The organism is Pseudomonas sp. PsB (assembly GCF_043658375.1).
Taxonomy (GTDB): domain Bacteria; phylum Pseudomonadota; class Gammaproteobacteria; order Pseudomonadales; family Pseudomonadaceae; genus Aquipseudomonas; species Aquipseudomonas putida_Z.
Map to the genome: position 1 here is coordinate 194,229 of NZ_JBIGLU010000003.1, position 26,587 is coordinate 220,815.

20 protein-coding genes and 1 pseudogene are annotated in these 26,587 nt (G+C 62.4%); 10 read left to right on the forward strand and 11 right to left on the reverse strand.

Annotated features, from left to right (window positions below; all coding sequences use genetic code 11):
* Positions 1 to 38: 38 nt before the first annotated feature.
* The 5 genes and pseudogenes from ACGLHT_RS07155 to ACGLHT_RS07175 form a co-directional block, all read right to left on the reverse strand.
* Positions 39 to 2,439: pseudogene (locus tag ACGLHT_RS07155) on the reverse strand (TonB-dependent siderophore receptor).
* Positions 2,440 to 2,659: 220 nt separating this feature from the next.
* Positions 2,660 to 3,616, reverse strand: a complete 957-nt coding sequence (locus tag ACGLHT_RS07160; RefSeq protein ID WP_025337419.1) for a FecR domain-containing protein — start codon at positions 3,614 to 3,616, stop codon at positions 2,660 to 2,662.
* Positions 3,613 to 4,131: an RNA polymerase sigma factor gene (locus ACGLHT_RS07165; protein WP_025337420.1), complete on the reverse strand. Its 519-nt coding sequence runs from the start codon at positions 4,129 to 4,131 to the stop codon at positions 3,613 to 3,615. The genes ACGLHT_RS07160 and ACGLHT_RS07165 overlap by 4 nt, the downstream gene beginning before the upstream one ends.
* Positions 4,132 to 4,374: 243 nt before the next feature.
* Positions 4,375 to 5,085, reverse strand: coding sequence for a PolC-type DNA polymerase III (locus tag ACGLHT_RS07170; RefSeq protein WP_075044380.1), 711 nt, complete (start codon positions 5,083 to 5,085; stop codon positions 4,375 to 4,377).
* Positions 5,082 to 7,019, reverse strand: a complete 1,938-nt coding sequence (locus ACGLHT_RS07175; RefSeq protein ID WP_137162818.1) for a DUF294 nucleotidyltransferase-like domain-containing protein — start codon at positions 7,017 to 7,019, stop codon at positions 5,082 to 5,084. The genes ACGLHT_RS07170 and ACGLHT_RS07175 overlap by 4 nt, the downstream gene beginning before the upstream one ends.
* A 116-nt stretch (positions 7,020 to 7,135) precedes the next feature.
* Between ACGLHT_RS07175 and ACGLHT_RS07180 the strand changes: the two genes are divergently transcribed.
* Positions 7,136 to 7,675 (forward strand): response regulator, encoded by a 540-nt coding sequence (locus ACGLHT_RS07180; protein WP_274120062.1) that lies wholly within the window; start codon positions 7,136 to 7,138, stop codon positions 7,673 to 7,675.
* Positions 7,676 to 7,822: 147 nt separating this feature from the next.
* On the opposite strand, the gene ACGLHT_RS07185 is transcribed toward ACGLHT_RS07180, so the two are convergent.
* The gene (locus ACGLHT_RS07185) at positions 7,823 to 10,000 is read right to left on the reverse strand and encodes a malate synthase G (protein WP_274078772.1); all 2,178 of its coding nucleotides are present in this window, start codon (positions 9,998 to 10,000) and stop codon (positions 7,823 to 7,825) included.
* 451 nt (positions 10,001 to 10,451) lie between these two features.
* On the opposite strand from ACGLHT_RS07185, the gene ACGLHT_RS07190 reads away from it, so the two are divergent.
* On the forward strand, positions 10,452 to 10,970 hold the full coding sequence (locus ACGLHT_RS07190) for a glycine cleavage system protein R (RefSeq protein ID WP_137162821.1): 519 nt from the start codon (positions 10,452 to 10,454) through the stop codon (positions 10,968 to 10,970).
* A gap of 331 nt (positions 10,971 to 11,301) precedes the next feature.
* On the opposite strand, the gene rarD is transcribed toward ACGLHT_RS07190, so the two are convergent.
* From rarD to ACGLHT_RS07215, 5 genes are all read right to left on the reverse strand, one after another.
* Positions 11,302 to 12,189, reverse strand: coding sequence for an EamA family transporter RarD (gene rarD / locus ACGLHT_RS07195; RefSeq protein WP_137162822.1), 888 nt, complete (start codon positions 12,187 to 12,189; stop codon positions 11,302 to 11,304).
* 159 nt (positions 12,190 to 12,348) lie between these two features.
* On the reverse strand, positions 12,349 to 14,781 hold the full coding sequence (locus tag ACGLHT_RS07200) for a hypothetical protein (RefSeq protein ID WP_274120063.1): 2,433 nt from the start codon (positions 14,779 to 14,781) through the stop codon (positions 12,349 to 12,351).
* A gap of 306 nt (positions 14,782 to 15,087) precedes the next feature.
* On the reverse strand, positions 15,088 to 16,062 hold the full coding sequence (locus ACGLHT_RS07205) for a serine/threonine protein kinase (RefSeq protein WP_274078770.1): 975 nt from the start codon (positions 16,060 to 16,062) through the stop codon (positions 15,088 to 15,090).
* A gap of 111 nt (positions 16,063 to 16,173) precedes the next feature.
* Positions 16,174 to 16,938 carry a TOBE domain-containing protein gene (locus ACGLHT_RS07210; RefSeq protein ID WP_274120064.1) on the reverse strand — a complete coding sequence of 255 codons (765 nt, stop codon included), beginning with the start codon at positions 16,936 to 16,938 and terminating at the stop codon, positions 16,174 to 16,176.
* A 172-nt stretch (positions 16,939 to 17,110) separates the two neighbouring features.
* Complete coding sequence (locus tag ACGLHT_RS07215) at positions 17,111 to 17,842, reverse strand: ComF family protein (protein ID WP_137162826.1); 732 nt, start codon at positions 17,840 to 17,842, stop codon at positions 17,111 to 17,113.
* A gap of 89 nt (positions 17,843 to 17,931) precedes the next feature.
* Between ACGLHT_RS07215 and bioB the strand changes: the two genes are divergently transcribed.
* The 8 genes from bioB (at position 17,932) to ACGLHT_RS07255 (ending at position 26,577) form a co-directional block, all read left to right on the forward strand.
* The gene (gene bioB, locus ACGLHT_RS07220; protein ID WP_013970556.1) at positions 17,932 to 18,990 is read left to right on the forward strand and encodes a biotin synthase BioB; all 1,059 of its coding nucleotides are present in this window, start codon (positions 17,932 to 17,934) and stop codon (positions 18,988 to 18,990) included.
* A 1-nt stretch (position 18,991) separates the two neighbouring features.
* Positions 18,992 to 20,164, forward strand: a complete 1,173-nt coding sequence (bioF, locus tag ACGLHT_RS07225) for an 8-amino-7-oxononanoate synthase (RefSeq protein ID WP_274078769.1) — start codon at positions 18,992 to 18,994, stop codon at positions 20,162 to 20,164.
* Positions 20,157 to 20,888 carry an alpha/beta fold hydrolase gene (locus ACGLHT_RS07230; protein ID WP_054573687.1) on the forward strand — a complete coding sequence of 244 codons (732 nt, stop codon included), beginning with the start codon at positions 20,157 to 20,159 and terminating at the stop codon, positions 20,886 to 20,888. The genes bioF and ACGLHT_RS07230 overlap by 8 nt, the downstream gene beginning before the upstream one ends.
* Entirely contained in the window at positions 20,881 to 21,699 is an 819-nt protein-coding gene (gene bioC, locus ACGLHT_RS07235; RefSeq protein WP_075044392.1) for a malonyl-ACP O-methyltransferase BioC, read from the forward strand. The genes ACGLHT_RS07230 and bioC overlap by 8 nt, the downstream gene beginning before the upstream one ends.
* Positions 21,700 to 21,709: 10 nt before the next feature.
* Positions 21,710 to 22,390: a dethiobiotin synthase gene (bioD, locus tag ACGLHT_RS07240; RefSeq protein ID WP_137162828.1), complete on the forward strand. Its 681-nt coding sequence runs from the start codon at positions 21,710 to 21,712 to the stop codon at positions 22,388 to 22,390.
* A 230-nt stretch (positions 22,391 to 22,620) separates the two neighbouring features.
* Positions 22,621 to 22,917, forward strand: a complete 297-nt coding sequence (locus ACGLHT_RS07245) for a hypothetical protein (RefSeq protein ID WP_003258614.1) — start codon at positions 22,621 to 22,623, stop codon at positions 22,915 to 22,917.
* A gap of 286 nt (positions 22,918 to 23,203) precedes the next feature.
* Entirely contained in the window at positions 23,204 to 25,009 is a 1,806-nt protein-coding gene (locus tag ACGLHT_RS07250; protein WP_274120065.1) for a phenylacyl-CoA dehydrogenase, read from the forward strand.
* 284 nt (positions 25,010 to 25,293) lie between these two features.
* Positions 25,294 to 26,577 carry a diguanylate cyclase gene (locus tag ACGLHT_RS07255; protein ID WP_274078767.1) on the forward strand — a complete coding sequence of 428 codons (1,284 nt, stop codon included), beginning with the start codon at positions 25,294 to 25,296 and terminating at the stop codon, positions 26,575 to 26,577.
* The last annotated feature ends 10 nt before the right edge of the window (positions 26,578 to 26,587 follow it).

Here is a 26,587-nt window from a genome sequence, read left to right on the forward strand (position 1 = left end):
TGTAGGAGCAGCCTTGTGCTGCGAATGGCCCGGCTCACTCAGAACTTGTAATTGACACTGGCCACCACGTTGCGCTCGTCGCCGTAGTAGCAGTAGTACCCGTCACAGGTAGACAAGTAGTCCTTGTTGAACAGGTTCTTCGCATCCACGGCCACGGTCACTCCCTTGAGAGTGCTGTTCAGGCGGCCCAGGTCGTAGTGCACCGATGCGTCGTAGACGGTGTAGGACCCCACATGGCCCCAATCGGTGTTAGTGGTATTACCGTAGGTGTCCCCCACGTAGCGCACACCAACGCCGACCCCAAACCCATCCAGTGGTCCGCTGTGCCAGGTGTAGTCAGCCCAGGCAGTGGCCTGGTTGCGCGGCACCTGCGCCATGCGCTTGCCTTTCTCGTCACTGGTGCCTTTGATGATTTCGCTGTCGTTGTAGGTGTACGAGCCCACCAGTTTGAGGTTCTCGGTCACATCCGAGGTAGCCTCCAGCTCCAGGCCTTTGACACGCACTTCGCCAACCTGGCGGGTTACACCACCCTCGGTCACCGACATGTTCTCCTGCGTCAGGTCGAACACAGCAGCGGTGAACAGGCTATTGCTGCCTGGAGGCTGGTACTTGATGCCCAGTTCGTATTGCTTGCCTTCGGTCGGTTTGAAGGCATCGGTGCTGTTGACGGTGGAGCCGGTGGCGGCCTGGAACGACTCGGCATAGGAGATGTAAGGCGTCAGGCCGTTATCGAATACATAGCTGAGTGCTGCGTTACCACTGAATTTCTTGTCGCGTTGGGTGTTGGTGGCGTCGCCTTTGTTGTGGAAGGTGGTGCCGGTGTGCACCCAGTCCTCACGGCCACCAAGGGTCAGGCGCCAGTTGTCCAGAGCCATCTGATCCTGGATATACAGGCCGGTCTGCTGGGTTTTCTGGTCGTAGTCGTACATGTCGAAGTACTGAACGTTCGAGAAATCCTGACCGTAGATTGGGTTGTGGATATTGCTCGGTGGCACACCAGCCGAGCCCCAGCGCCAGCGGGCATTGCTGTCCGAGCGCTGGTGGTCGAGACCCAGCAGCAGGGTATGGGCAACCTGACCGGTCTGGAAGTCGGCCTGGAAGTTGTTGTCCAGGGCGAACTGGGAGATGTCCTCCTCGACGATACCGGCGGTGCGTTGCACGGTGCCATCGGCGCTGACAGCTTCGTCCGGGCCGGCTGGCCAGTTCGTTACGCGCGTAGCGCAGGTTCTGACGGAATTGCCAGGTATCGTTCAGGCGGGTCTCGAACGCATAGCCCAGGTGGTAGTAGGTGCGGTCGTAAGACTCCCAATCCGGGTCGCCCAGGTTTTTGTGGTGCGAAATCTTGCCTGCGGGGCTATCCAGCTTGGTGCCTTGCAGTGGCAGGAACTGGCCGGTGATGCCGGTGTCATCGCGGGTGTACTGGCTGATGAAAGTCAGCTTGGTATCGTCGTTGATGTTCCAGGTCAGGCTGGGCGCGATGTTGTAGCGCTTGTCCGGGATGTGGTCTACCGGCGCACCGCTGTCACGCACGGTGCCGCTCACTCGGTACAGGAACTGGCCTGCATCGTCGAGCTTGCCGGTGCTGTCGAAGTTGATCTGCTTGTGGTTGTTGCTGCCAACCTGGGCTTCGACTTCGTGGCTGCTTTCCAATTGCGGCCGACGGCTGGTCATGTCCAGCAGGCCGCCTGGTGGAGTCTGGCCGTAGACCGAAGAAGCCGGGCCACGCAGCACGGCGATGCGCTCCAGGTTCCAGGGTTCGATCTTGGGGGTGGCGTAGTTGCCCTTGGGCAATGGCAGGCCATCGAGGAACTGGGTAGGCTCAAAACCACGTACCAGCAACCAGTCGCTGCGCGAGTCGGAGCCATAGCCGCTGCTTTGCACGCCAGCGGTGTAGCGAAGGGCATCGTTCAGGCTGAGCACCGGCCGGTCTTCCATCTGTTGGCGTGTGATCACGCTTACCGAGCGGGGGAGTTCGGCGATGGCGGTGTCGGTCTTGGTGCCAGCTGCTGTCCGGGTCGCGGTGTAACCTTCTACCGGCCCCCAGGCGCTTTCATAGTTGGAAGTCGCATTGATCGCAGTCTCCGGCAACGCCAGTGTCCCTTCCGGCGTAGCCACCAGGCTGTAGCTGCCCACGCTGCTTTGCTGCAGCTGCAGGCCGGTGCCGCGCAGGGCGGCCTGCAGGGCACCAAGGCCATCGTACTGCCCGCTCACCGGGGCCGAGGTGCGACCACTGACCAGTGCCGGGTCGATGGCCAGTGTGATGCCGGCCTGGCTGGCGATCTGGTTGAGGGTGGTGGCCAGCGGGGCGCTGGGCAGGTCGTAGGCGCGCTGAGCGGATTGCTCGGCGGCGAACAGTACAGGGCTGGCCAATGGCGCGGCCACGGCGATGGCCAGGGCCATCAGGCTGGGGCGCAGGATACGATCAACAGCACGGGACATGCAGCGGCTCCTCGACGGATAAGTGCTTTCTGCTTCCTTGCCGAGCGAGATTTGAAAAGTGACAGGGCGAATCTGAAAAAAATTGAGAATTATTTGAAGTTGGTTTTTGCCTGTACCGGCCCTTTCGCGGGCTTGCCCGCTCCCACAGGTACCACACAGGTTTCAAGCACGGTGGGGTACTTGTGGGAGCGGGCGAGCCCGCGAAGAGGCCGGTACAGGTTTACTTCGGAACGACGGTCACCCACCACGGCGTATGCCGCTCGACCTTCACCGGCAGTGCCGGCACCAGCGACGACAGTGCCAGGTCGGTGTCGGTCAGCGGGAAGCTGCCGGTCACTCGCAGGTCAGCGACTTGGTCGTCCACCCCGAGGTAACCGCTGCGGTACTGGCCGAGCGCGGCCAGCAGGTCAGCCAGGCGCACGTTGTCCACCACCAGCATGCCGCGGGTCCAGGCGTCGGCACCGGCTGGCACCGTGCCGATCCGGCCAAGGCCGTTGGCGTTCATCAGCACCTGCTGGCCTTCGCGCAGCACCTGTTCGTCGCCGCTGTTCAGCGGCATGGCGGCGACCGAGGCCTGCAACACCTCCAGGCGCGTGCCGTCGTCCTCGCGGCGTACCAGGAAGCGCGTGCCCAATGGGCGCAGGCGGCCATCGTCGGTGCGCACCAGCAGCGGGCGCGGGTCCTGATGGCCGGTTTCGACCGAAATCTCGCCCTGGTGCAGCACGATCACCCGTTGCTCGCCGGCGTAGTCGATATCCACGGCAGTGTGGCTGTTCAGGCTCAGCAAGGTGCCGTCTTCCAGGCGCAGGGTACGCAGCTCGCCGGTGGCGGTACGCTGGTCGGCCAGCCAGTAGCTCGGTGCCAGCGATGGTGCGCCGACCCAGGCCAGCAGCGAGCCCAAAAGAAACATGCCGGCCAGCCCGCCGCCGACCTTGCCGATGCGTCGGCGCAGGCCGGCGCGCGATTGCAGCAGGGCCTGGCGTGCCGGGCCGGCAGCGGCGCTCACGCGCTGGTCCATGGCGCCGAGCTGGCGCCAGGCGCGGGCGTGCTCCTCGCTGGCGGCATGCCAGCGCATGAATTCGCTGCGCTCGTCGGGTGTGCCGCTGCCGTTGTCGAGGCTGAGTTTCCAGGCAATGGCGGCTTCCAGCACCCGGGACGAAACCGGTGCACTGCTCACGTCGGCTCCCCGTACAGGGCCACGTAGCACTGGCGCATGCCCTGGGCGATGTACTGGCGCACCCGCGACACCGAAACCCCCATGCGCTCGGCGATTTCGGCATGGCTCATACCGTCCAGGCGATTGTGCAGGAATGCTGCACGGGCTTTGCTCGACAGCTTGCCGAGCAGGCGGTCGATGGCCTTGAGGTCCTCGAGGATCAGGTGCTGCACTTCCGGGGAAGGTTGTTCGGCTTCCGGCATCAGAGCCAGTTCGGCCAGGTAGGCCTGTTCCAGCGCGGCGCGACGGAAGTGGTCGAACATCAGGCCCTTGGCCACGGCGGCCAGGAACGCGCGGGGTTCGCGGGGCGTATCCAGTTGCTCACGGCCGAGCAGGCGCACGAAGGTGTCCTGGCTCAGGTCTTCGGCACGTTGGCGGCAGGCCATGCTGCGTTGCAGCCAGGCGAGCAGCCAGCCGCGGTGGTCGCGGTACAGCGCACCGACCAGATCGGCGTGTGGGCTCTGTGCAGAAGACAAGCAGCGTCCCCCCGGAACGAATGCATTAACTAACGATAATTATTCGCGATTGTTGCAGAGGGGAGGGGGTGGGTGCAATGGACGCTTATCGGATGGCCATCATCCAAGTCGTGCAGATGTTATGCCTGTGCTGGCCTCTTCGCGGGTAAACCCGCTCCCACAGGATCTCCAGGGCATCAAAGGCAGTACAGTCCCTGTGGGAGCGGGTTTACCCGCGAAGAGACCAGCAAGGGCGGTGAAAAGCTACAGGCCGTGGTTGTGCACCTTGCGCCTGCGCCACCCGCGCAAGCGCTGCTCCAGCTGCAGCGGGCTGTCCAGCTGCTGGCGCCGGGCCTGGCTGAACAGGATCAGCGCCAGCTCGGCGGTCACCAGGGCATCGGCGCTGGCATGATGGCGCTCCTCGACCTGCAGGCCAAACCGCGCGACCCAGTCATCCAGCCCGGCCTCGCGCAGCACTGTGTCGGGGTTGAGCATCGGTGCCAGTTCGGCAACATCCAGGAAGGGCGAGTGCAAGCGATAGCCGAGGCTTTCCTTCAGCGCACGGGCCAGCATGCGCTGGTCGAACGGCGCGTGGAATGCCAGCACCGGGCTATTGCCAATGAAGTCGAGCAGGTCGAGCAAGGCCTCGGCCGGGTCGCAACCGGCAGCCAGGGCACTCGGGCCCAGGCCATGGATCAGCACGCTGGCGTTGGTCTTCTGCAAAGGCCGGTGCAGGGTGCGTTCGAACTGCTGGGCAAAGTCGATGGCGCCATCTTCGATGGCCACGGCGCCGACCGACAGCACCTGGTCACGGTTGGGGTTCAGGCCGCTGGTCTCCAGGTCGAGCACCACCCAACGCTGCTCGCGCAGGGTACACACCCCCAGGGGCGCGGCCTTGGGCAGCCGGGCCAGGCGCTGGCGCGTGGCATGGTCCAGTTCGGGCGCACTGGGGCGCAGCCAGGCGAACAGGCTCATAGCTGGTACCGCAAGGCCAGGCTGCTTTGCAGGCGCTGGGCCTGGCGCAGGGACTCGCGCAGGATGCGCCGGTCCAGGTGGTTGAGGCTGTCCGGGTCCAGGCGGTTGGAGTAGGGCAGGTTGTCGCGGGCCTGGCGCTGGTGCTGCTGCATGCGGGTTTGCTGGATGAAGTGGTAGGCCTCTTCATACGCTGCGCCGTCCAGTGCCTCGATCACGCCCTTGGCCACCAGCTGGCGCAGGCGTTCCAGGGTATTGCAGGCACCGATGCCGTTGGCCAGGGCCAGCAGCCGGGCACCATCGACGAAGGGCGTCAGGCCCTGGACCTTGAGGTCGAGGGTGGCGGCCTTGTCGTTGCCCTGGCGGGTCAGCACGAACTCGCGCAGGCGGCCCACCGGCGGGCGCTGGCGCAGGGCGTTGTCAGCCATCATGCGCTGGAAGATGCGGTTGTCGGCCACCTGGTCCAGCAGGCCTTGGCGCAGCTGCTCGCAACCTTGCTCGTCGCCCCACACTACGCGCAGGTCGAAATAGATGCTCGAGCCCAGCAGGTTCTCCGGGCTGGCTTCTCGGACAAAACCGGCAAAACGCCGCCCCCACTCACTACGCGACAGGCACAGCTCGGGGTTGCCGGCCATGACGTTGCCCTTGCACAGGGTGAAGCCGCACTGGGCCAGGCACTGGTTGATGTATTGCGCCAGCGGCAGCAGGCGTGCGCGGATGGCGTCGGCTTCGGCGCTGTCGGCGGCTTCGAAGAGGATGCCGTTGTCCTGGTCGGTGTGCAGGGTTTGTTCACGCCGCCCTTCGCTGCCAAAGCACAGCCAGCTGAACGGCACGCCCGGGTCACCGCGCTCGGCCAGCGCCAGTTCGATCACCCGGCACACGGTGTGGTCGTTGAGCAGGGTGATGATCTGGGTGATCTGCGTGGAGGACGCGCCATGGGCCAGCATGCGCTCGACCAGTTGGCTGATTTCGCCGCGCAGCGAGACCAGGGTATCCAGGCGTGGCGCATGGCGGATGGTGCGCGCCAGGTGCACCAGGTCGACCCGTTGCAGGGAGAACAGGTCGCGCTCCGAAACCACACCGCACAGGCGTCGGTTTTCCACCAGGCATACGTGGGCGATATGCCGCTCGGTCATGGCCATGGCTGCGTCGAAGGCGCTGGCCTGGGGGCTGAGGTAGAACGGTTGGGCGGTCATGTGCCGCGCGATGGGCGCGCCCAGGTCGGCATCGGCCGCCGCCACCACCTGGCGCAGGTCGCGCAGGGTGAAGATACCGGTGGGGTAGCGCTGCGGGTCGACCACCACGATGCTGCCGACCTGCTGCTCGTGCATAAGCCGCACGGCGTCGCGCAGGGGCGTGTCGGGGCTGCACACCACCGGGTGGCGCATGGCCAGTTCACCCAGTGGCGTGTTCAGCGAATACTGGGTGCCGAGGGTTTCCACCGCGCGCTGGCGTACCTGCTGGTTGACCTGGTCGAGCAGGCTGCTGACCCCGCGCAGGGCAAAATCCCGAAACACTTCCGACATCGAGAACACGCGGATGAACGCGGCCTTGTTCAGCTGCAGGCAGAAGGTGTCCTCACCGGCCAGGTGCTCGGTACGGGTCGCTCGCTCGCCGAGCAGAGCAGCCAGCGGGAAGCATTCGCCGCTGGTAATTTCGAAGGTGGTCTCCACACCAGGCTTGACCAGGTGCTGGCGCTCACCCACCACGCGGCCCTGCTTGACGATGTAGAAGTGCTCGACCGGCCCGTCGGCAGGTTTGACGATGCTTTCGCCGCTGGCATAGAAGCGCAGCTGGCACTGTTCGACCAGGTAGGCCAGGTGGCTGTGTTCCATCTGGTTGAACGGCGGAAAACGCTGCAGGAACTGCAGGGTGCCCTGGATGTTCTGCAGCACTGCTGTCCTGCCCGCCTGGCTGTAGGCGTCCTTTTTGCTCATGAAACTGACCGTATCGCTATGCCGAACTATATATATCTATATATAGGTGCCGGCCATGTTGTTCTCTGCCTCCATGGTCGGCTTGCGGCGGGGTGGTGCCCATTGGACGTAAGTCTATGAGCGCCCCTGTCAAAGACCCGACGAAAGGCCAGCCGGGTTACGCAAGTTCTGCGGTCCTAATGCTGAAGCGGAATTTTTTTGACGAGATTAGCATGCCTGAGCAACACGACATCCTGAGCGACGCCGAGCGCGAGGCATTGGCCGTCGTAAGTGCGCCTGTGGCAGCCAAGCCGTTGGTGCTGGTGGTGGATGACAATGCAGTGAACCGTGAGGCGCTGGTCCTGTACCTGAAGAGCCGGGGGATCGACTGTGTCGGAGCGGATGGGGCCGAGGAAGCCAGGCTATACCTGTACCACCAACAAAGAATCGGCTTGATGATCACGGATTTGCGCATGCAGCCCGAGGATGGCCTGGACCTGATCCGGCAGATTCGCAAGTCGGAACGGGCGGCGTTGTCGATCATCGTGGTGTCGGGCGACACCGATGTGAAAGAGGCGGTGGACGTGATGCACCTGGGGGTGGTGGATTTTCTGCTGAAGCCGGTCGATCTGGACAGGCTGCTGGAGCTGGTGAAGAAAGAACTGAAGATCGAGTAGTGCAGGAGTGGGGCTGCTTTGCAGCCCTTTCGCGACACAAGGCCGCTCCTACAAGTACTGCGCCAGACCTCAGCCTTGCGCGGTACCTGTAGGAGCGGCCTTGTGTCGCGAAAGGGCCGCAAAGCGGCCCCCTGTCGCAGATGTCGTTTACAACCCGTTACGCGCCTTGAACTCGCGGCGACGGCGGTGCAATACCGGCTCGGTATAGCCGTTCGGCTGCTTGCCACCTTCCACCACCAGCTCTACCGCAGCCTGGAACGCGACGTTGTCGTCGAAGTTCGGTGCCATCGGGCGATACAGGGCGTCGCCGGCGTTCTGCTGGTCGACCACCACGGCCATGCGCTTGAGGCTTTCCAGCACCTGCTCCTGGCTGACCACGCCATGGCGCAGCCAGTTGGCCAGCAGCTGGGCCGAAATGCGCAGGGTGGCGCGGTCTTCCATCAGGCCGACGTTGTTGATGTCTGGCACCTTCGAGCAACCCACACCCTGGTCGATCCAGCGCACCACGTAGCCGAGGATGCCCTGGGCGTTGTTGTCCAGTTCGTTGCGGATCTCTTCGGCCGACCAGTTGGTGTCGGCGGCCAGCGGGATGGAAAGGATATCGTCCACCGACGCCGGGGTGCGCGAAGCCAGTTCACGCTGACGCGCCTGTACGTCCACCTTGTGGTAGTGCAGGGCATGCAGGGTGGCGGCGGTCGGCGACGGCACCCAGGCGGTGTTGGCACCGGCCAGCGGGTGGGCGATCTTCTGCTCGAGCATGGCCGCCATCAGGTCGGGCATGGCCCACATGCCTTTGCCGATCTGCGCACGGCCTTGCAGGCCGGTGGCCAGGCCGACGTCGACGTTGTTGTTCTCGTAGGCACCGATCCACTTCTCGTTCTTCATGGCGCCCTTGCGCACCACGGCGCCGGCTTCCATCGAGGTGTGGATTTCATCGCCGGTGCGGTCGAGGAAGCCGGTGTTGATGAACACCACGCGCTCGGCTGCGGCCTTGATGCACGACTTGAGGTTGACCGTGGTACGGCGCTCCTCGTCCATGATGCCGACCTTGACGGTGTTGCGCTTCATGCCCAGCAGGTCTTCGACCTGGCTGAAGATCTCGGCTGCGAAGGCTACTTCCTCCGGGCCGTGCATCTTCGGTTTGACGATGTACACGCTGCCGCTGCGGGTGTTCTTGCGGCTGGTGTTGCCATTGAGGTTGTGCAGGGCGATCAGGTTGGTGAACAGACCGTCCTGGATGCCTTCGGGGATTTCGTTGCCTTGGGCGTCGAGGATCGCCGGGTTGGTCATCAGGTGGCCAACGTTGCGCACGAACAGCAGCGAACGACCGTGCAGGGTCACGCTGCCGCCGTTGGGCGCGGCGTACTCGCGGTCCGGGTTCATGGTGCGGGTGAAGGTCTTGCCACCTTTGCTCACGCTTTCGGCCAGGTCGCCTTTCATCAGGCCCAGCCAGTTGCGGTAGACGATCACCTTGTCGTCGGCGTCGACGGCGGCAACCGAGTCTTCGCAGTCCATGATGGTGGTCAGCGCCGATTCCATCAGGATGTCTTTCACGCCGGCGGCGTCGGTGCTGCCGACCGGGGTGCTGGCGTCGACCTGGATTTCGAAGTGCAGGCCGTTGTGCTTGAGCAGCACGGCAGTCGGCGCGGCGGCATCACCATGGAAGCCGATCAGCTGGGCGTCGTCACGCAGGCCGCTGTTGCTGCCACCTTTCAGGGCAACTACCAGCTTGCCGCCTTCGATGCGGTAGCCGGTGGAGTCGACGTGCGAGCCGGCCGCCAGTGGCGCGGCTTCGTCGAGGAAGGCGCGGGCGAAGGCGATGACCTTGTCGCCACGTATCTTGTTGTAGCCTTGGCCTTTCTCGGCGCCGCCTTCATCGCTGATGGCATCGGTGCCATACAGCGCGTCGTACAGCGAACCCCAACGGGCGTTGGCGGCGTTCAGGGCGAAGCGGGCGTTCATCACCGGTACGACCAGCTGCGGGCCGGCCATGTGGGCGATTTCTTCGTCCACGTTCTGGGTGGTGGCCTGGAAATCGTCGGCTTGTGGCAGCAGGTAGCCGATTTCCTGGAGGAAGCTTTTGTAGGCTACGGCGTCGTGGGCCTGGCCTTTGCGTGCCTGGTGCCAGGCGTCGATCTTGGCTTGCAGCTCGTCGCGCTTGGCGAGCAGGGCTTTGTTCTTTGGAGCGAGGTCATTGATGATCTTCTCTGCACCCGCCCAGAACTGCTCGGCGACGATGCCGGTCCCTGGGATGGCTTCGTTGTTCACGAAGTCGTACAGGACCTTGGCGACCTGAAGGCCACCGACTTGAACGTATCCAGTCATTGCTTGCCTCACTCTGCTCAGCTATTTCGCTCTTCTGTATTAAGCCTGTAGCGCTTCTCTAAACACGGCACCAGTGCATGCCCCCGAGTAAAGCCCCGAGCGCGGCTGGGTGCGGCCTGCCAGACCGGCTGGCAGACAGTGTGCGTATTTTCACAGGCGCCTTGGCAGACATCCAAACGACGTTTTGTAGTCCGCGCCACGGGATACTACATGAAGCAGTAGGCGGGGCAAAATCAGACTAAAAGCGCCGTTATGCGACCCGTTGGTCGCGTATGGTCACGCTGGGAGTGAGTATGTTCGCAAAAAACAGGTGGATTGTTCCAGATAAATCTTGAAACAGTACACGATTCGTTATGCGGATTGCCCTGCGGCAGGTTGCCGCGCCTTGCCTATACTGAGTCGATCCCCCGATTTTCTGCCGCACGGCGCGGTCCGACACGAGGAAGGGCTTGTGGATCATCTTGTACTGACTGTGATTGCCCCTGACAAGGCCGGCCAGGTCGAGCGCATTGCCCAGTGCATCGCCGACCACAATGGCAACTGGCTGGAAAGCCGCATGTCGCGCATGGCCGGGCAGTTTGCCGGCATCCTGCGGGTGGCGGTGCCGGCGGAAAACTACGACGAGCTGGTGGCTTCGCTGCAGGGGTTGGTCCGCTATGACATTCGCGTGCTGATTGCCGAGAGCGGAATCGAGCCGTCGTGCACCTGGAAGCCGATTGCCATGGAGCTGGTAGGTAATGACCGGCCGGGGATCGTGCGTGATATCACCCGCTTGCTGGCTGAATTGCAGGTGAACGTCGAGCGGTTTTCAACAGAAGTGCGGCCGGCGCCGATGAGCAGCGAGCCGTTGTTTCATGCAGATGCGTTGTTGGCTTTGCCGTTGACTCTGCCGCTCGAAGAACTGCAGCAGCGACTGGAGAGCCTGGCGGATGACCTGATGGTTGAGTTGCAACTGCGAGCGGAGGATTGATCCGAGATTGCCGGGGCCGCTTCGCGGCCCATCGCGACACAAGGCCGCTCCTACAAGGTTACGCGTTCCCCTGTAGGAGCGGCCTTGTGTCGCGATGGGCTGCAAAGCAGCCCCCTGCGGTTATCCCGATATCACGGGGAAGGGCCTGTGGATAACCTGGGGGTTCCCCTCTCCAGCCCAGACGGCGCGCGCCTTGCACGGCTTTGATCAAAAAACACTCAAAAATCAGCAGCTTGTGCACAAAGCACGGGGACGAGGGTGTGGATAACCTTTGGAGATGTCTCTGCAGGCCACGAATCATAAAGCCTGCAGAGTTTTGATCATTTTTTGATCAGCTACGCTTGCGCAAACTGACCCACGCATCGACGCTGTAAATCGCCAGACCTGCCCAGATGAACATGAACGCCACCAAGTTACTCGACGACAAGTGCTCATCGAACAGCAGCACCGCCTGCAGCAGCACCAGGGTCGGCGCCAGGTACTGCAGGAAGCCCAGCGTGGTGTACGGCAAGTGCCGCGCGGCAGCGTTGAAGCACACCAGCGGCACCAGTGTCACCGGCCCCGCAGCCATCAGCCACAACGCTTCGCTGCTGGTGTAGAACGCGCCCTGGGCACTTGTCGCCGCCGGGTGCAGCAACAGCCAGCCAAGTGCCAGCGGTACCAGCATCCAGGTTTCCACCACCAGGCCCGGCAGTGCCGCCACCGGTGCCTGTTTGCGAATCAGCCCATAGAAGCCAAAGCTCAGCGCCAGCACCAGCGACACCCACGGCAGGCTGCCCACCTGCCACACCTGCTGGGCCACACCCACGGCGGCCATGGCCACGGCCAGCCACTGCAGACGCCGCAGGCGCTCGCCGAGAATCAGCATGCCCAGCAGCACATTGATCAGCGGGTTGATGTAGTAACCCAGGCTGGCCTCGAGCATGCGCCCGTTGTTCACCGACCATACGTAGGTCAGCCAGTTGCCGGCGATCAGCGCCCCGCTCAGGGCCAGGATGCCCAGCCGGCGCGGGTTGTCACGCAGGTCACGCCACCAGCCTGGGTGTTTCCACACCAGTAGCAGCAACGAGCCGAACAAAGCCGACCAGAGCACCCGGTGGACAATGATCTCCACCGCCGGGACGCTCTGGATTGCCTTGAAGTACAGGGGGAACAGCCCCCAGATGATGTAGGCGCTGAGGCCCAGTAGGTACCCGCGACGCGGGTTTGCGGCGTGCATGCAGAATCCTTGCTTAGGTAGCTAAATGAAGCGCTGGGCTATTTCAGCACACGTTGGCGAGTTGTGCAGGCACTTATGAAACGCGAAAACCAGGGCATGGCCCTGGTTTTCGGCGTCAACGGCATGGAGAATCTGGCCGTCAAATGCACGCCCAACCGATCACTTCCGGTTGATGCGCGCCCTACGCGAATTGTCACTAGCTTCAACAGACGCATAAAGCGCCAGGAATTTTTCAGCACTAACAAAGGGAATGGGCACAATCATACTGGCGTATAGATCGATGATTTGGTCCTCGTGGATCGCCACGATGACAATGTACTCACCGTCCGGCCTGGAAGGGTGTGGCGTGTAAACACCGTCGTCGATTGTGCCATTGCCGACACGCACATGCCATGAGGTTTCTTCCTTTGCTACTTGCTCTTCCGGCTTGCCTGAGGGTTTCCTCCAGAACTCAAACTCCAAACCCGCTTGTCCCTGCTTCGGCTTCAGCCAATAAGGGCCATCCATTGCAACAGGCAAGAGTATATGGACGGTATTGGTGGCAGTCCCATTGCTGACCACTACTTTATCAAGACGCAGTACCTTATCAACTATGGGCATGCCTTCTTCCCATTCTGGCACCTGCTTGGGGGCGAGGTACTTTTGGGTTGCCTGTGCTAGAGGGTCGGGTCTGGAAGAGTCGGCTAATTCACCGAGCCCTTCGACTTTCATGCTGATGTTTTTTCCATTTATTTCGCCAGCAATTATTTCGGCATAGGACCCTATGTTTACGCTAGCGATGGAGGGGTAGACATGGATAGTGGTTCGCAAAACGCTCACGAGAACATGAGAAATGTGAGTGCCTTTTTGAGCGCTAACCATGACCTTGATGTGGCTACCTTTGAATTTGTCGGCAGCAGGTGCGGTGTATTCGCCCGTGTTTTCGTTGATTTCCCCTTTGAGGTCATCACCGGTGTAATCAGGGAGATGACGTACGCTCCATTTGACGTCCTGGAGGTAGGGTTTAGTTTTGAAGAATATTTTCTCGTTGGCCAGTACGCTTATTTCACCATTTTCGCTTGGCGTGATAGAGAATTTGTTTAGGTCTTCAGCCAATTGGCCTAGGGTGATAAAATCATTTGGCTGGTGCAGGGAATCAATAGCGATCTGCGAATTGCGGAACAGTAGCGATGACATGATGAAGGTTTCGACCTCTAAATGGAGGTTCGTGAGGGCGTCGCGCAATCTGGAGAATGTGGCATGGAAATAAGATAGATATTCCGTTTCTACTCGTTTTGTCGAAATTAAAAATACATCGAAAGCGGCTTCTATTTCCCGGGACCATTCATAATTCAGATTAAATTCTACATCGTGGTCGCTATCATCGATAAGTACCATTTTGCGGTTGCCGTCGATCTCGACAAGTTCAACTTTGTATTTGATGAGAATACGCCATTTAAGTGTGACGGTTCCCTGTATCCAGTCCCTATCCTTAGGCTTCACTCTGACATCTGCCTGCATGTGCCCAGTGAAATTTACAGTGAGCCTATTATTTATGAACTCTAAAGTGAGTCCATTATTTGCGTCATTTTCTTTTGGTGCAATCCACGTGACTTCATTGATGTAAAGCTGAGAGCCGGGTTGGGGCAGCGGCGCCTCTTGAAATATTATGTTCCCCTCTGCTCGATACTCAAGTTTTTCGGCATTCTCCAGTTTGAACTTCAGTTGAAACCTGTTCTCTGGAAGTGCTTCTATTTGGGCGGCGATAATGTTCAGTGCGAGGAAGTCGGTGTTGACAAGCACATTGGCGCTATATCCGTTCGGTAAAAGATAAGGAAGCTTTTTGTTTTCGTCTGGCGGGGCAGCATTTTCACTGTTGAATCCTTCTAGCTCGACGAATAAAACGACTGCGCCGTCGCCAGATTGTATTGTGTTTTTGGATGCGCCGTGGGTGCGAATCGCAAATTTATTTGGCTTCAGTGGCGAACCCTGCACGTGAGCAATTTGGCCCAAGGTGTATTCGATGATATCTCTGTCTCCAGGGGTTTCATCGTAGCCTTCAAAGTATTTCTTGAAATGCTCACCAAGTTTGTCCAGTTCATACTGTGTTGATCCGCCATAGAAAGCATAATTCTTGCCTGCTGCAAGGTTGAAATAAGCCCGGCCTTCCTGCGAAACCTCCCCCTTCAGACTTTTCAACTCAATATCGTATACCAGAGATGGGCCATTGATAGGCGTCGCCTCTGCCAACCGAGTGACGCGCCTGCGTGTGCTGCCTATCGGTTGGCTTAACTGAATCTGTTTGCCTTGCACGGCTCGCATCATCAGCACGGCTTTAGAGCCGCTGAGGTCTGCATTCTCAAAGGATAGTCGGGGCTCATCCAGGGAAAAACGCTCAAGCTGGTGATAGGAAATACCCGCTTCAATATCAACTTCGCTGTTCATTGGGGCTATGAATAGCCCGCCGGAGTAGCGCTCAATAAACTCTTGTTTTAATACATTGTTTGAAGCTTTTCTATCGAAAGCCACGATTACGGGGTATCCAAAGTTTTTCCGTGCCGTGCCCAGTTCTTCCAGGAGCTTTTCGAGCGATTGGTTAGTCGAGTTATTCATAAATTTATCGCCTTGAGCCGGTTTTGTAAGGTAGGTATCTGCGTGAGCTTATGCCCCTAAGTTGGCCGCTTCGACAAAGGGGACTTGGCCGGACGCTGCGTCTGCTCAGCAAATGCCCAGTTTGTTTGACCTACTGCTAATAGTCCCACGCTGACCTAAGATTTTTTACACTCAGCCTCCCCCCTTGCCTACTGGCAAAAATACTAGGTTCAGCATCTAAGGAAGTTGCAGGGCAGCATGCCGCCATCCCGGATGCCGGCTTGCGTAATACGGCGTTTGCTAGCTAAATCTTTTTTGATGCAAGTTCTAGAACAACCTCAGCGGCTGTTCATCCAATGCGGCCATCTGTTCACGCAGGGCGAGAATCTGGTCGCCCCAGTAGCGTGGCTGGCCGAACCAAGGGAAGCTCGGCGGGAATGCCGGGTCGTCCCAGCGCCGCGCCAGCCAGGCGCTGTAGTGCAGCTGGCGCAGGGCGCGCAGGGGCTCGATCAGGGCCAGCTCGCGCGGGTCGAAGTCGTGGAACTCGTTATAGCCGTCGATCAGTTCGGCCAGTTGCCCAAGGCGTTCCTCGCGGCTGCCGGCCAGCATCATCCACAGGTCCTGCACCGCCGGGCCCATGCGGCAGTCGTCGAGGTCGACCACGTGGTACACATCGTCGCGGTGCATCAGGTTGCCGGGGTGCAGGTCGCCATGCAGGCGGATGAGCTGGTGCGGCGTGCGGGCATAGATGTCCTCCACCCGCTTGAGCAGGTCGCGGGCCACCGATTCGAACGCTGGCAGCAGTTCGCGGGGGACGAAGTCGCCTTCCAGCAGGGTATTCAGCGAGGCATGGCCGAAGTTGTCCACGGCCAGCGCTTCGCGGTGCTCGAACGGTTTGCTGGCGCCCACGGCGTGCAGGCGGCCGAGCAACTGGCCGAGGCGGTAGAGCTGGTCGAGGTTGCCCGGCTCTGGCGCGTGGCCGCCGCGGCGGGGGAACAGGGTGAAGCGGAAGCCCTGGTGTTCGAACAGGGTGCGGCCGTCGTGCTGCAGCGGGGCGACCACCGGCACTTCGCAATCGGCCAGTTCGGCGGTGAAGCTGTGCTCTTCGAGGATGGCCGCGTCGCTCCAGCGGCCTGGGCGGTAGAACTTGGCGATCAGCGGTTGCGCGCCCTCGATGCCCACCTGGTAGACGCGGTTTTCGTAGCTGTTCAGCGCCAGCACCCGGGCATCGCTGAGAAAGCCCAGGCTTTCCACGGCGTCCAGGACCAGGTCGGGGGTGAGGGTGTCGAAGGGGTGGGACATGGTGGCTCCGGGGGTAGGCGGCGTGGGGGCCATGGTAGCGCGTTATGCCTGTACCGGCCTCTTCGCGGGTAAACCCGCTCCCACAGGTGCATCGTTTCCCTGGCGGCCAGGCTATGCAGGAATCCCAAGCAATACATAAGAGGGATGAAATTGAACCCGCACCGAACTGCCTGCTGTCACCCGCTGGCCAGCCAACCAATCCGTCTCGGCAAACGCACACAACGTCTGCCCATTCCCCAACGCCAACCGGACCTCACCAGGCCCATCAGCCTCCGCCAGTACCTCCTCCACTGTCGCCCGCAGGCAGTTACTCCCCGCTTCGGCCTGTTCCTCGTCGGCCAGCAACCTCACCCACCCCGCCTTGAGCAGCGCCACTACCGTCGTCCCCAGCGTCAGCTCCAGCCGTGCGGTGCTGTCGTGGGTGATCAGCGCCTCGATCTCCAACCCTCCGCCCAACGCCAGGCTGACGCGATCATGCCGTCCCTCGCGGCGCAGGCCACTGACCTGGCCCTGCAACTGGTTGCGCGCGCTGGTGCGTAGCATCAGCCGGCCGAGCAGGTCCAGGTCACTGGACTCTTCGGCTGCTTCAAGGATTTGCGCCTGCAGTGTCTGCAGCCTCTGATACAGGCGCAGCACCCGCTCGCCTTCCGTCGATAAACGCGCACCGCCACCGCCACGGCCACCGGTGCTGCGCTCGACCAAGGGCTGGCTGGCCAGGTTGTTGAGTTCGTCGATTGCATCCCAGGCGGCCTTGTAGCTGATGCCCGCGGCCTTGGCGGCGCGGGTGATCGAACCTTCTTCGGCAATGTGCTGCAGCAGCGCGATGCGCTGGGGGCGGCGGGCGATGTGCTGGGTGAGGTGGGGGGGCAGGGACATGGGCATTCGGTCTTGTGGGGGCCTGAGGGTGGATAGTTTGTAGGAGCGGCCTTGTGTCGCGAAAGGGGCGCGAAGCGGCCCCACGATTCATGCCTTGGCAAATATCGCTGGGGCTGCTGCGCAGCCCGATCGCGACACAAGGCCGCTCCTACACCGGGCGATCCGCGCTTGCTCATACATACCCCGGCTTGGGCGTGCGCGCCAGGCAATACACATCCACCCGCCGCGCACCGGCCTTGCGCAGCACTTGGGCAATCGCCTGCGCGGTAGCACCGGTGGTCAACACGTCATCGACAATGGCGACGTGCTTGCCCGTCAGCTTGCCCGTGACGGTAAACGCCTGGCGCAAGTTGCGTCGCCTGGCCTTGGCGTCCAGTTGTTGCTGCGCAGGTGTCTCCCGTGTGCGCAGCAGCAACCGCTCGTCGCAACGTACCCCCACGTGCGACGAAAGCCAGCGCCCGAGCATCCCTGCCTGGTTGAAACCCCGCTCCCGTAGTCGACGTTTGGCCAAGGGTACAGGCAACAACAGGTCGGGGCGCGGCAGCCCTTCGGTAAAGGAGTGCAGCAGCCCATGCGCGAGCAATTCGGCCATCAGGTGCCCCAAGGGCCACTGGCGGTTGTGCTTGAAACGGCTGATCAGCGTGTCCACTGGAAAGCCGAAATGCCACAGTGCAATCACCTGCTCGAAGGCCGGTGCGCGGCGGCAGCACTGGGCGCAGGTCAGGCCGGCCATGGGCAACGGCAGGGCGCAGCGCAGGCAGTGATCATCCACCCAGGGCAGTTCCTGCTCGCAGGCAACGCACAGCGGATAGGCCTGCTCGGCAGGCTCATCGCACAACAAACACGTTTGGTTAATAAGTGAGCACTTGTAAACCAGTCTTTTCCAGTGTGGTTGACAGTTCATAGGCCTTCCATGACTATGCGAGCTATCCGTGATGCGCTGGCGGGCTTTCCTGTCCCGGCGCCTGCTTCAGCCTAAACAAGGAAACGCCAATGAGCGCCAGCACAACTGCAACAACACGTCACGACTGGTCCCTGGCCGAGGTCAAGGCGCTGTTCCAGCAACCGTTCAATGACCTGCTGTTCCAGGCGCAGACCGTGCACCGCGCGCATTTCGACCCGAACCGCGTGCAGGTTTCGACCCTGCTGTCGATCAAGACCGGCGCCTGCCCGGAAGATTGCAAATATTGTCCACAGTCCGGCCACTACAACACCGGGCTGGAAAAACAGAAGCTGATGGAAGTGCAGAAGGTGCTGGAAGAAGCCGCGCGAGCCAAAGCCATCGGTTCTACCCGCTTCTGCATGGGCGCGGCGTGGAAGCATCCGTCGGCCAAAGACATGCCCTATGTGCTGGAGATGGTCAAAGGCGTGAAGGCCATGGGTCTGGAAACCTGCATGACCCTCGGCAAGCTCGACCAGGAGCAGACCAAGGCCCTGGCCCAGGCCGGCCTGGACTACTACAACCACAACCTCGATACCTCGCCGGAGTTCTACGGCAGCATCATCACCACCCGCACCTACAGCGAGCGCCTGCAGACCCTGGCCTACGTGCGCGATGCCGGGATGAAGATCTGCTCCGGCGGCATCCTCGGCATGGGCGAGTCGCTGGACGATCGCGCCGGCCTGCTGATCCAGCTGGCCAACCTGCCCGAGCACCCGGAGTCGGTGCCGATCAACATGCTGGTCAAGGTGGCCGGCACGCCGCTGGCCGAGGAAGAAGACGTCGACCCGTTCGACTTCATCCGCATGCTGGCCGTTGCCCGTATCCTCATGCCCAAGTCGCACGTGCGCCTGTCCGCCGGCCGCGAGCAGATGAACGAGCAGATGCAGGCCCTGGCCTTCATGGCTGGCGCCAACTCGATCTTCTACGGCGAAAAACTGCTGACCACCGCCAACCCGCAGGCCGACAAGGACATGCAGCTGTTCGCACGCCTGGGCATCAAACCCGAAGCGCGTGAAGAGCACGCCGACGAAGTGCACCAGGCGGCCATCGAGCAGGCGCTGGTCGAGCAGCGCAGCAGCGAGATGTTCTACAACGCCGCGACAGCCTGAAATGGCCTTCGACCTGGCGGCGCGCCTCGCCGAACGGCGCGCCGCAGACCTGTATCGGCAGCGGCCACTGCTGGAAAGCCCGCAGGGGCCGGAAGTGGTGGTCGATGGCCAGCGCCTGCTGGCCTTCTGCAGCAATGACTACCTGGGCCTGGCCAACCACCCCGAGGTGATTGCCGCCTGGCAGGCCGGCGCCGAGCGCTGGGGTGTCGGTGGCGGTGCCTCGCACCTGGTGATTGGCCACAGTACGCCGCACCACCAGGTGGAAGAGGCCTTGGCCGAACTCACCGGGCGCCCGCGTGCGCTGCTGTTCTCCACCGGCTACATGGCCAACCTGGGCGCCATCACCGCGCTGGTGGGGCAGGGTGACACGGTGCTGCAGGACCGCCTGAACCACGCTTCGCTGCTGGATGGCGGCTTGCTCAGCGGCGCCCGTTTCAACCGCTACCTGCACAACGACCCGGCCAGCCTGGCCAGCCGCCTGGACAAGGCCGTCGGCAATACCCTGGTAGTGACCGATGGCGTGTTCAGCATGGACGGCGACCTGGCCGACCTGCCGGCGCTGGCCGATGTCGCCCGCGCTCGTGGTGCCTGGCTGATGGTCGATGATGCCCATGGCCTGGGCACCCTCGGCACCCGGGGTGGCGGTATCGTCGAGCACTTCGGCCTGGGCGTTGAAGATGTGCCGGTGTTGATCGGTACGCTGGGCAAGGCCTGTGGTACCGCTGGCGCCTTTGTGGCCGGCAGCGAAGAGCTGATCGAGGCGCTGGTGCAGTTCGCCCGCCCGTACATCTACACCACCAGCCAGCCACCGGCGCTGGCCTGCGCCACCCTCAAGAGCCTGGAACTGCTGCGCCGCGAGGCCTGGCGCCGCGAGCACCTGGCCGCGCTGATCCGCCAGTTCCGTGAAGGCGCGCAGCAGATCGGCCTGGCATTAATGGACAGCCCGACGCCGATCCAGCCGATCGTCATCGGTGACAGCGCACAGGCCCTGCGCCTGTCACGCATGCTGCGCGAGCGCGGCTTGCTGGTGACGGCCATCCGCCCGCCCACCGTGCCGGCGGGCAGCGCACGCCTGCGGGTGACATTGAGCGCCGCGCACAGCGAGGCGCAGGTGCAGCTATTGTTGAATGCATTGGCCGAGTGTTATCCACAGTTGGAGAGCGCCGATGCGTAATCGACTTGTTCTGTTGCCCGGCTGGGGCCTGGGCACTGCTTCCCTGGAGCCGCTGGCCGCCAGCCTGCGTGCCCAGGACGCCCGCCTGCAGGTAGAGCTGATGCCCTTGCCGGAACTGGCCCACAGCGATGTGCAGGCCTGGGTCGACCACCTCGACCGCAAGCTGCCGAGCGATGTCTGGCTGGGCGGCTGGTCGTTAGGCGGCATGCTGGCCAGCGCGCTGGCGCACAAGCGCGGCGACCATTGCTGCGGCCTGCTGACCCTGGCCAGCAACCCCAGTTTCGTGGCTCGCCCCGACTGGCCCCACGGCATGGCCGAAGACACTTTCGGCACCTTCCTCGACGGCTGCCGCAGCCATACCCAGGTCACCCTGAAGCGCTTCCGTACCTTGTGCAGCGACGGTGCCCTGCAACCGCGTACCCTGCTGCGCCAGCTGGGTGTCGGCGTACCGGACACCGACCCGCTGTACCTGGCCACCGGCCTTGAGGTGCTGGCCAAGCTGGACACCCGCGAAGCACTGCAGGCCTACGGTGGCCCGCAGTTGCACCTGTTCGCCGGCAGCGATGCGCTGGTGCCGGCAGAGGCGGCAAAAGCGTTGAGCGAGCTGCTGCCCGATGTGGAAGTGGGCCTGGTCGAAGACAGTTCCCACGCGTTCCTGCTGGAGTACCCGCAGGAACTGGCGGCGGGCATCAAAAGTTTCCTGCATGAGAGTGGCGATGACTGACCTTTCCCGTCCGACCCTGCCCGGCGCGCTGCCCGACAAGCGCCAGGTTGCGGCCTCGTTTTCCCGCGCCGCAGCCAGCTACGACAGCGTGGCAGCCTTGCAGCGTGCGGTGGGTTCGAGCTTGCTGGAGCAGTTGCCAGAAGGCCTGCAGCCGTCACGCTGGCTGGACCTGGGCAGCGGCACCGGTCATTTCAGCAGGGCGCTGGCCGAGCGTTTCACCCAGGCCAGCGGTGTGGCGGTGGATATCGCCGAGGGCATGTTGTGCCATGCCCGCAACGAACAGGGCGGGGCGCTCTATCACGTGGCCGGTGACGCCGAGCGTTTGCCGCTGCGTGATGCCAGCGTCGACCTGGTGTTCACCAGCCTGGCCGTGCAGTGGTGCGACCAGTTCGCCAGCGTGCTGGCAGAAGCCCTGCGAGTGCTGCGCCCGGGCGGCGTGCTGGCCTTCAGCAGCCTGTGTGTGGGTACCCTCGATGAACTGCGCGCCAGTTGGCAGGCGGTGGATGGCCTGGTGCATGTGAACCGCTTCCGCCGTTTCGAGGACTATCAACGCCTGTGCGCAGCCAGCGGCTTCGAACAGCTGGGGCTGCAGCGCTGCCCGCACGTGCTGCACTACCCGGATGTACGCAGCCTGACCCATGAACTCAAGGCCCTCGGTGCCCACAACCTGAACCCTGGCCGACCTTCCGGGCTTACCGGCCGGGCACGCATGCAGGGCCTGCTGCAGGCTTATGAGGCATTTCGCCAGCCTGAGGGGCTGCCAGCCACCTATCAGGTGGTCTATGGTTTGTTGCGCAAGCCACAGGTGTAAGGGGAGCGAGATGAGCCAGGCCTATTTCATTGCCGGTACCGATACCGATGTTGGCAAGACCACCATCGCTGCCGGACTGTTGCATGCGGCACGGTTGCAGGGCATGAGCACGCTGGGGGCCAAGCCGGTGGCCTCCGGTTGCACGATGACGCCCAAAGGCTTGCGCAACAGCGACGCCCAGGCGCTGATCGATGAAAGCACGATCAAGCTGCCCTACGAACAGGTCAACCCGTTTGCCTTCGAGCCGGCTATCGCACCCCATGTGGCAGCGCGCGAGGCGGGAGTAACGCTTGCCGTACCGGAACTGTTGGCGGCGATGCGCAAAGTGCTGCAACAAAATGCCGACTTCACCCTGATCGAGGGGGCCGGCGGCTGGCGCGTGCCGTTGTCGGGGCAGGCCAACTTGTCCGATCTGGCCATTGCCTTGAAGTTGCCGGTGATCCTGGTGGTGGGGGTGCGACTGGGGTGCATCAGCCACGCCTTGCTCAGCGCCGAGGCGATTGCCCGTGACGGGCTGCAATTGGCGGGATGGGTAGCGAACATCATCGAGCCGCGTACTTCGCGCCTGGAAGAGAACCTGGCCAGCCTGGCCGAGCGTTTGCCGGCGCCATGCCTGGGGCGGGTGCCCAAATTGAAGCAGGCCAGTGCCGACATGGTGGCTGAACACCTTCAGCTGGATCTGCTGGATTAGCCGTTTCCAGGCCCGGCCCTTTCGCGGGTAAACCCGCTCCTACAGGATCTCCACAGTTTTTGAGACTTGTGCAGTACCTGTGGGAGCGGGTTTACCCGCGAAGAGGCCAGTGCAGGAATACCCAAGGCCTATCAAATGGCACCAGGCCATTAGGGATTTAAACGGGCCTTTTCACCCCTGGCCTGCTTTAATTGGGCCTGTTCGTCATCCAGCGTCAATGGAGTCCTGACATGGAAATCACCGGTAGCTCCGCCTACTACGCGGGCCTGAGCGCAATCCAGACCGGCCAGAACCGCGTCGATCAGGCCGCCAGCCAGATCGCCAGCACCACCGCCGAACGTAGCGCCACCAGCCAGTCCAGCGATTTTCAGGCCGAACGCCTGCGCGCGGTCGACCGCAGCCAGCAGATGGACCTGGCCACCAGCACCGTGCAGCTGGCCGTGGGCAAACTAGAAGTCGAACTTGGCGCAAAGGTTGCCAAGGCATCCGACGAAATGCTCGGTCGGATCATCGACACCTACGCCTGATACGGCGGCCCTTCCCGAACCTAACGCTATCTCTGTGGGAGCGGGTTTACCCGCGAATGCGTCCGCCCGGACACCTCTGTTTTCCGGGCTGGCCCATTCGCGGGTAAACCCGCTCCCACAGGGGTACATATCATGGCTTGGCGCTTTTGCCATTTTTCGTGGCGTAAATGGCACCATAGTCCATCCTTGACATAAGGCGGAGCTAAACGTAAGTTTCAAACAACTGTTTGATCGACGGCCGCCAAGTGCGGGTCACCCCACAGAACTCACCTAGAGGTTCATCGCAATGCCTGATTACAAAGCCCCCTTGCGTGATATCCGCTTCGTTCGCGACGAGCTGCTCGGCTATGAGGCGCACTATCAGAGCCTGCCGGGTTGCCAGGACGCCACGCCCGACATGGTCGACGCGATCCTCGAAGAAGGCGCGAAGTTCTGTGAGCAGGTGCTGTCGCCGCTGAACCGCGTGGGTGACCAGGAAGGTTGCACCTGGAGCGAATCGGGCGTGAAAACCCCTACCGGCTTCAAAGAGGCCTACCAGCAGTTCGTCGAAGGCGGCTGGCCGAGCCTGGCGCATGACGTCGAGCACGGCGGCCAGGGCCTGCCGGAGTCGCTGGGCCTGGCCCTGAGCGAAATGGTCGGCGGTTCGAACTGGTCGTGGGGCATGTACCCGGGCCTGTCGCACGGCGCGATGAACACCATCTCTGCGCACGGTACTGCCGAGCAGCAGCACACCTACCTGACCAAGCTGGTATCCGGCGAGTGGACCGGCACCATGTGCCTGACCGAGCCGCACTGCGGTACCGACCTGGGCATGCTGCGCACCAAGGCCGAGCCACAGGCCGATGGCAGCTACAAGGTGTCGGGCACCAAGATCTTCATTTCTGCCGGTGAGCACGACATGGCCGACAACATCGTCCATATCGTCCTGGCCCGCCTGCCGGACGCACCGGCTGGCACCAAGGGCATCTCGCTGTTCATCGTGCCGAAGTTCCTGCCCAACGCCGAAGGCGGTGTGGGCGAGCGCAATGGCGTGAGCTGCGGCTCGATCGAACACAAGATGGGTATCCACGGCAACGCCACCTGCGTGATGAACTTCGACGGCGCTACCGGCTACCTGATCGGCCCGGCCAACAAGGGCCTGAACTGCATGTTCACCTTCATGAACACCGCTCGCCTGGGTACCGCGCTGCAAGGCCTGGCCCACGCCGAAGTAGCGTTCCAGGGTGGCCTGAAGTACGCCCGCGAGCGCCTGCAGATGCGTTCCCTGACCGGCCCGAAAGCACCGGACAAGGCTGCTGACCCGATCATCGTCCACCCGGACGTGCGTCGCATGCTGCTGACCATGAAGGCCTTCGCCGAAGGCAACCGCGCGATGGTGTACTTCACTGCCAAGCAGGTGGACATCGTCAAGTACAGCCAGGATGAAGAAGAGCGCAAGAAGGCCGATGCCCTGCTGGCGTTCCTGACCCCGATCGCCAAGGCGTTCATGACCGAGGTCGGCTTCGAAGCCGCCAACCACGGCGTGCAGATCTACGGTGGCCACGGCTTCATCGCCGAGTGGGGCATGGAGCAGAACGTGCGCGACAGCCGCATTTCCATGCTGTACGAAGGCACCACCGGCATTCAGGCCCTGGACCTGCTCGGCCGCAAGGTGCTGATGACCCAGGGCGAAGCGCTGAAGGGCTTCACCAAGATCGTGCACAAGTTCTGCCAGGCGCAGGAAGGCAACGAAGCGGTCAAGGAGTTCGTCGAACCGCTGGCGGCGCTGAACAAGGAATGGGGCGAGCTGACTATGAAAGTGGGTATGGCCGCCATGAAAGACCGCGAAGAAGTGGGTGCGGCCTCGGTCGATTACCTGATGTATTCCGGCTACGCCTGCCTGGCCTACTTCTGGGCCGACATCGCCCGCCTGGCGGCCGAGAAACTGGCTGCCGGCACCAGCGAAGAAGCGTTCTACACCGCCAAGCTGCAGACCGCGCGCTTCTACTTCCAGCGCATCCTGCCGCGTACCCGTACCCACGTGGCGACCATGCTGTCGGGTGCCAACAACCTGATGGCGATGGACGAACAGCACTTCGGCCTGTCGTACTGATCCTGCCGCTGTAAACGAAACCCGCCTGCCTTCACCGGCAGGCGGGTTTTTTATTTCTTCAGGTCCAGCGCGGTCCCTTGTAGGAGCGGCCTTGTGTCGCGATGGGCTGCAAAGCAGCCCCAGCAATCTGTGGCAGAAATCCTGGGGCTGCTTCGCACCCCGATCGCGACACAAGGCCGCTCCTACACGGAATCGAGTCTGATTCGAAATTCAACTGTTCATGTGCACTGCCGATGAAGTAAGGGCACAATGCCACCATTGATCTGCCGGGTTGGAGATTACCCTTGTTTCGTTTTAACGCTGTTCGCGCGAGCCACTTCCTGCCTTCGCTGATTCTTTTGCTGGCAGGCCTCGCCGCGGCCTATGTGAGAGACCTCAGTGTCTTTTTCACATCGCTGTTCAACGTCCTGCCCACCTTGGTCCTGCTGCTGGGCGGAGCCTACTGTGCGGTGTACCGTCGCCAGCGCGAGCTGTTCCTGATGCTCACGGTGTACATCGCCTACTACCTGCTCGACACCCAGACCGACTTCTACCGTGACCATGGCCGCGTGCGCGAGGACGCGGCGGTGATCTTCCACCTGGTGTGCCTGCTGCTGCCCACCCTGTTCGGGCTGTATGGTGCCTGGCAGGAGCGCACCCACCTGCTGCAGGACTTGGTCGCCCGTGGCGCCGTGCTGTTTGCCGTGGGCAGCGTGGCAGTGGCCCTGGAGCAAAGCTACCCCGAAGCGCTGCTGACCTGGTTGGCCGAAATCCGCTGGCCAACCTTGCATGGCCAGTGGATGAGCCTGATCCAGATGGTCTACCCGCTGTTCCTCGGCATATTCATCCTGCTGGTGGTGCAATACCTGCGTGCGCCACGGCCGCTGCACGCTGCGCAGGTGATGGGCCTGCTGGGCATCTTCTGGATGCTGCCGCAAACCTTCATCCTGCCGTTCACCCTGAACATCATGTGCAGCCAGGTGATGCTGATGATCGCCGCAGCGGTGGCGCACGAGGCCTACCAGATGGCCTTCCGCGACGAGCTGACCGGCCTGCCGGGGCGCCGTGCGCTGAACGAGCGCATGCAGCGCCTGGGGCGCAACTATGTGATCGCCATGACCGATGTCGACCACTTCAAGAAATTCAACGACACCCACGGCCACGACGTCGGCGACCAGGTGCTGCGCCTGGTTGCCAGCCGCCTGTCCAAGGTCACCGGGGGTGGCCGCGCCTACCGCTATGGCGGCGAGGAATTCGCCTTGGTGTTTGCTGGCAAGACCGCCGAGGAATGCGTGCCGCACGTGGAGGCCGTGCGCGAAGTGATCGCCAACTACGTGATGCACCTGCGCGACCAGCACAACCGCCCGCAGGACGATACCACCGGGCGCCAACGGCGGGCGGGCAGCAGTGGTGGCACGGTGTCGGTCACCATCAGCATCGGCGTGGCCGAGCGCCAGGCCGATCATCGTAACCCCGAAGCCGTGCTGAAATCCGCCGACCAGGCGTTGTACAGCGCCAAGGGTGCGGGGCGCAATTGTGTCATGGTGCATGGGCAACAATCGCAGCGAGGGGCAGTGCGCACGGCGTGACCGAAATAGA

What these genes read in the sequence shown, in the direction of transcription:
- ACGLHT_RS07175 (WP_137162818.1), bottom strand. Translation starts at nt 7,019, where the DNA reads ATGAGCAAAAAGGACGCCTACAGCCAGGCGGGCAGGACAGCAGTGCTG.
- rarD (WP_137162822.1), bottom strand. Translation starts at nt 12,189, where the DNA reads ATGCACGCCGCAAACCCGCGTCGCGGGTACCTACTGGGCCTCAGCGCC.
- ACGLHT_RS07215 (WP_137162826.1), bottom strand. Translation starts at nt 17,842, where the DNA reads ATGAACTGTCAACCACACTGGAAAAGACTGGTTTACAAGTGCTCACTT.
- ACGLHT_RS07180 (WP_274120062.1), top strand. Translation starts at nt 7,136, where the DNA reads ATGAGCGCCCCTGTCAAAGACCCGACGAAAGGCCAGCCGGGTTACGCA.
- ACGLHT_RS07210 (WP_274120064.1), bottom strand. Translation starts at nt 16,938, where the DNA reads ATGTCCCTGCCCCCCCACCTCACCCAGCACATCGCCCGCCGCCCCCAG.
- bioC (WP_075044392.1), top strand. Translation starts at nt 20,881, where the DNA reads ATGACTGACCTTTCCCGTCCGACCCTGCCCGGCGCGCTGCCCGACAAG.
- ACGLHT_RS07205 (WP_274078770.1), bottom strand. Translation starts at nt 16,062, where the DNA reads ATGTCCCACCCCTTCGACACCCTCACCCCCGACCTGGTCCTGGACGCC.
- ACGLHT_RS07245 (WP_003258614.1), top strand. Translation starts at nt 22,621, where the DNA reads ATGGAAATCACCGGTAGCTCCGCCTACTACGCGGGCCTGAGCGCAATC.
- ACGLHT_RS07250 (WP_274120065.1), top strand. Translation starts at nt 23,204, where the DNA reads ATGCCTGATTACAAAGCCCCCTTGCGTGATATCCGCTTCGTTCGCGAC.
- ACGLHT_RS07185 (WP_274078772.1), bottom strand. Translation starts at nt 10,000, where the DNA reads ATGACTGGATACGTTCAAGTCGGTGGCCTTCAGGTCGCCAAGGTCCTG.
- ACGLHT_RS07200 (WP_274120063.1), bottom strand. Translation starts at nt 14,781, where the DNA reads ATGAATAACTCGACTAACCAATCGCTCGAAAAGCTCCTGGAAGAACTG.
- ACGLHT_RS07230 (WP_054573687.1), top strand. Translation starts at nt 20,157, where the DNA reads ATGCGTAATCGACTTGTTCTGTTGCCCGGCTGGGGCCTGGGCACTGCT.
- ACGLHT_RS07170 (WP_075044380.1), bottom strand. Translation starts at nt 5,085, where the DNA reads ATGAGCCTGTTCGCCTGGCTGCGCCCCAGTGCGCCCGAACTGGACCAT.
- bioF (WP_274078769.1), top strand. Translation starts at nt 18,992, where the DNA reads ATGGCCTTCGACCTGGCGGCGCGCCTCGCCGAACGGCGCGCCGCAGAC.
- bioD (WP_137162828.1), top strand. Translation starts at nt 21,710, where the DNA reads ATGAGCCAGGCCTATTTCATTGCCGGTACCGATACCGATGTTGGCAAG.
- bioB (WP_013970556.1), top strand. Translation starts at nt 17,932, where the DNA reads ATGAGCGCCAGCACAACTGCAACAACACGTCACGACTGGTCCCTGGCC.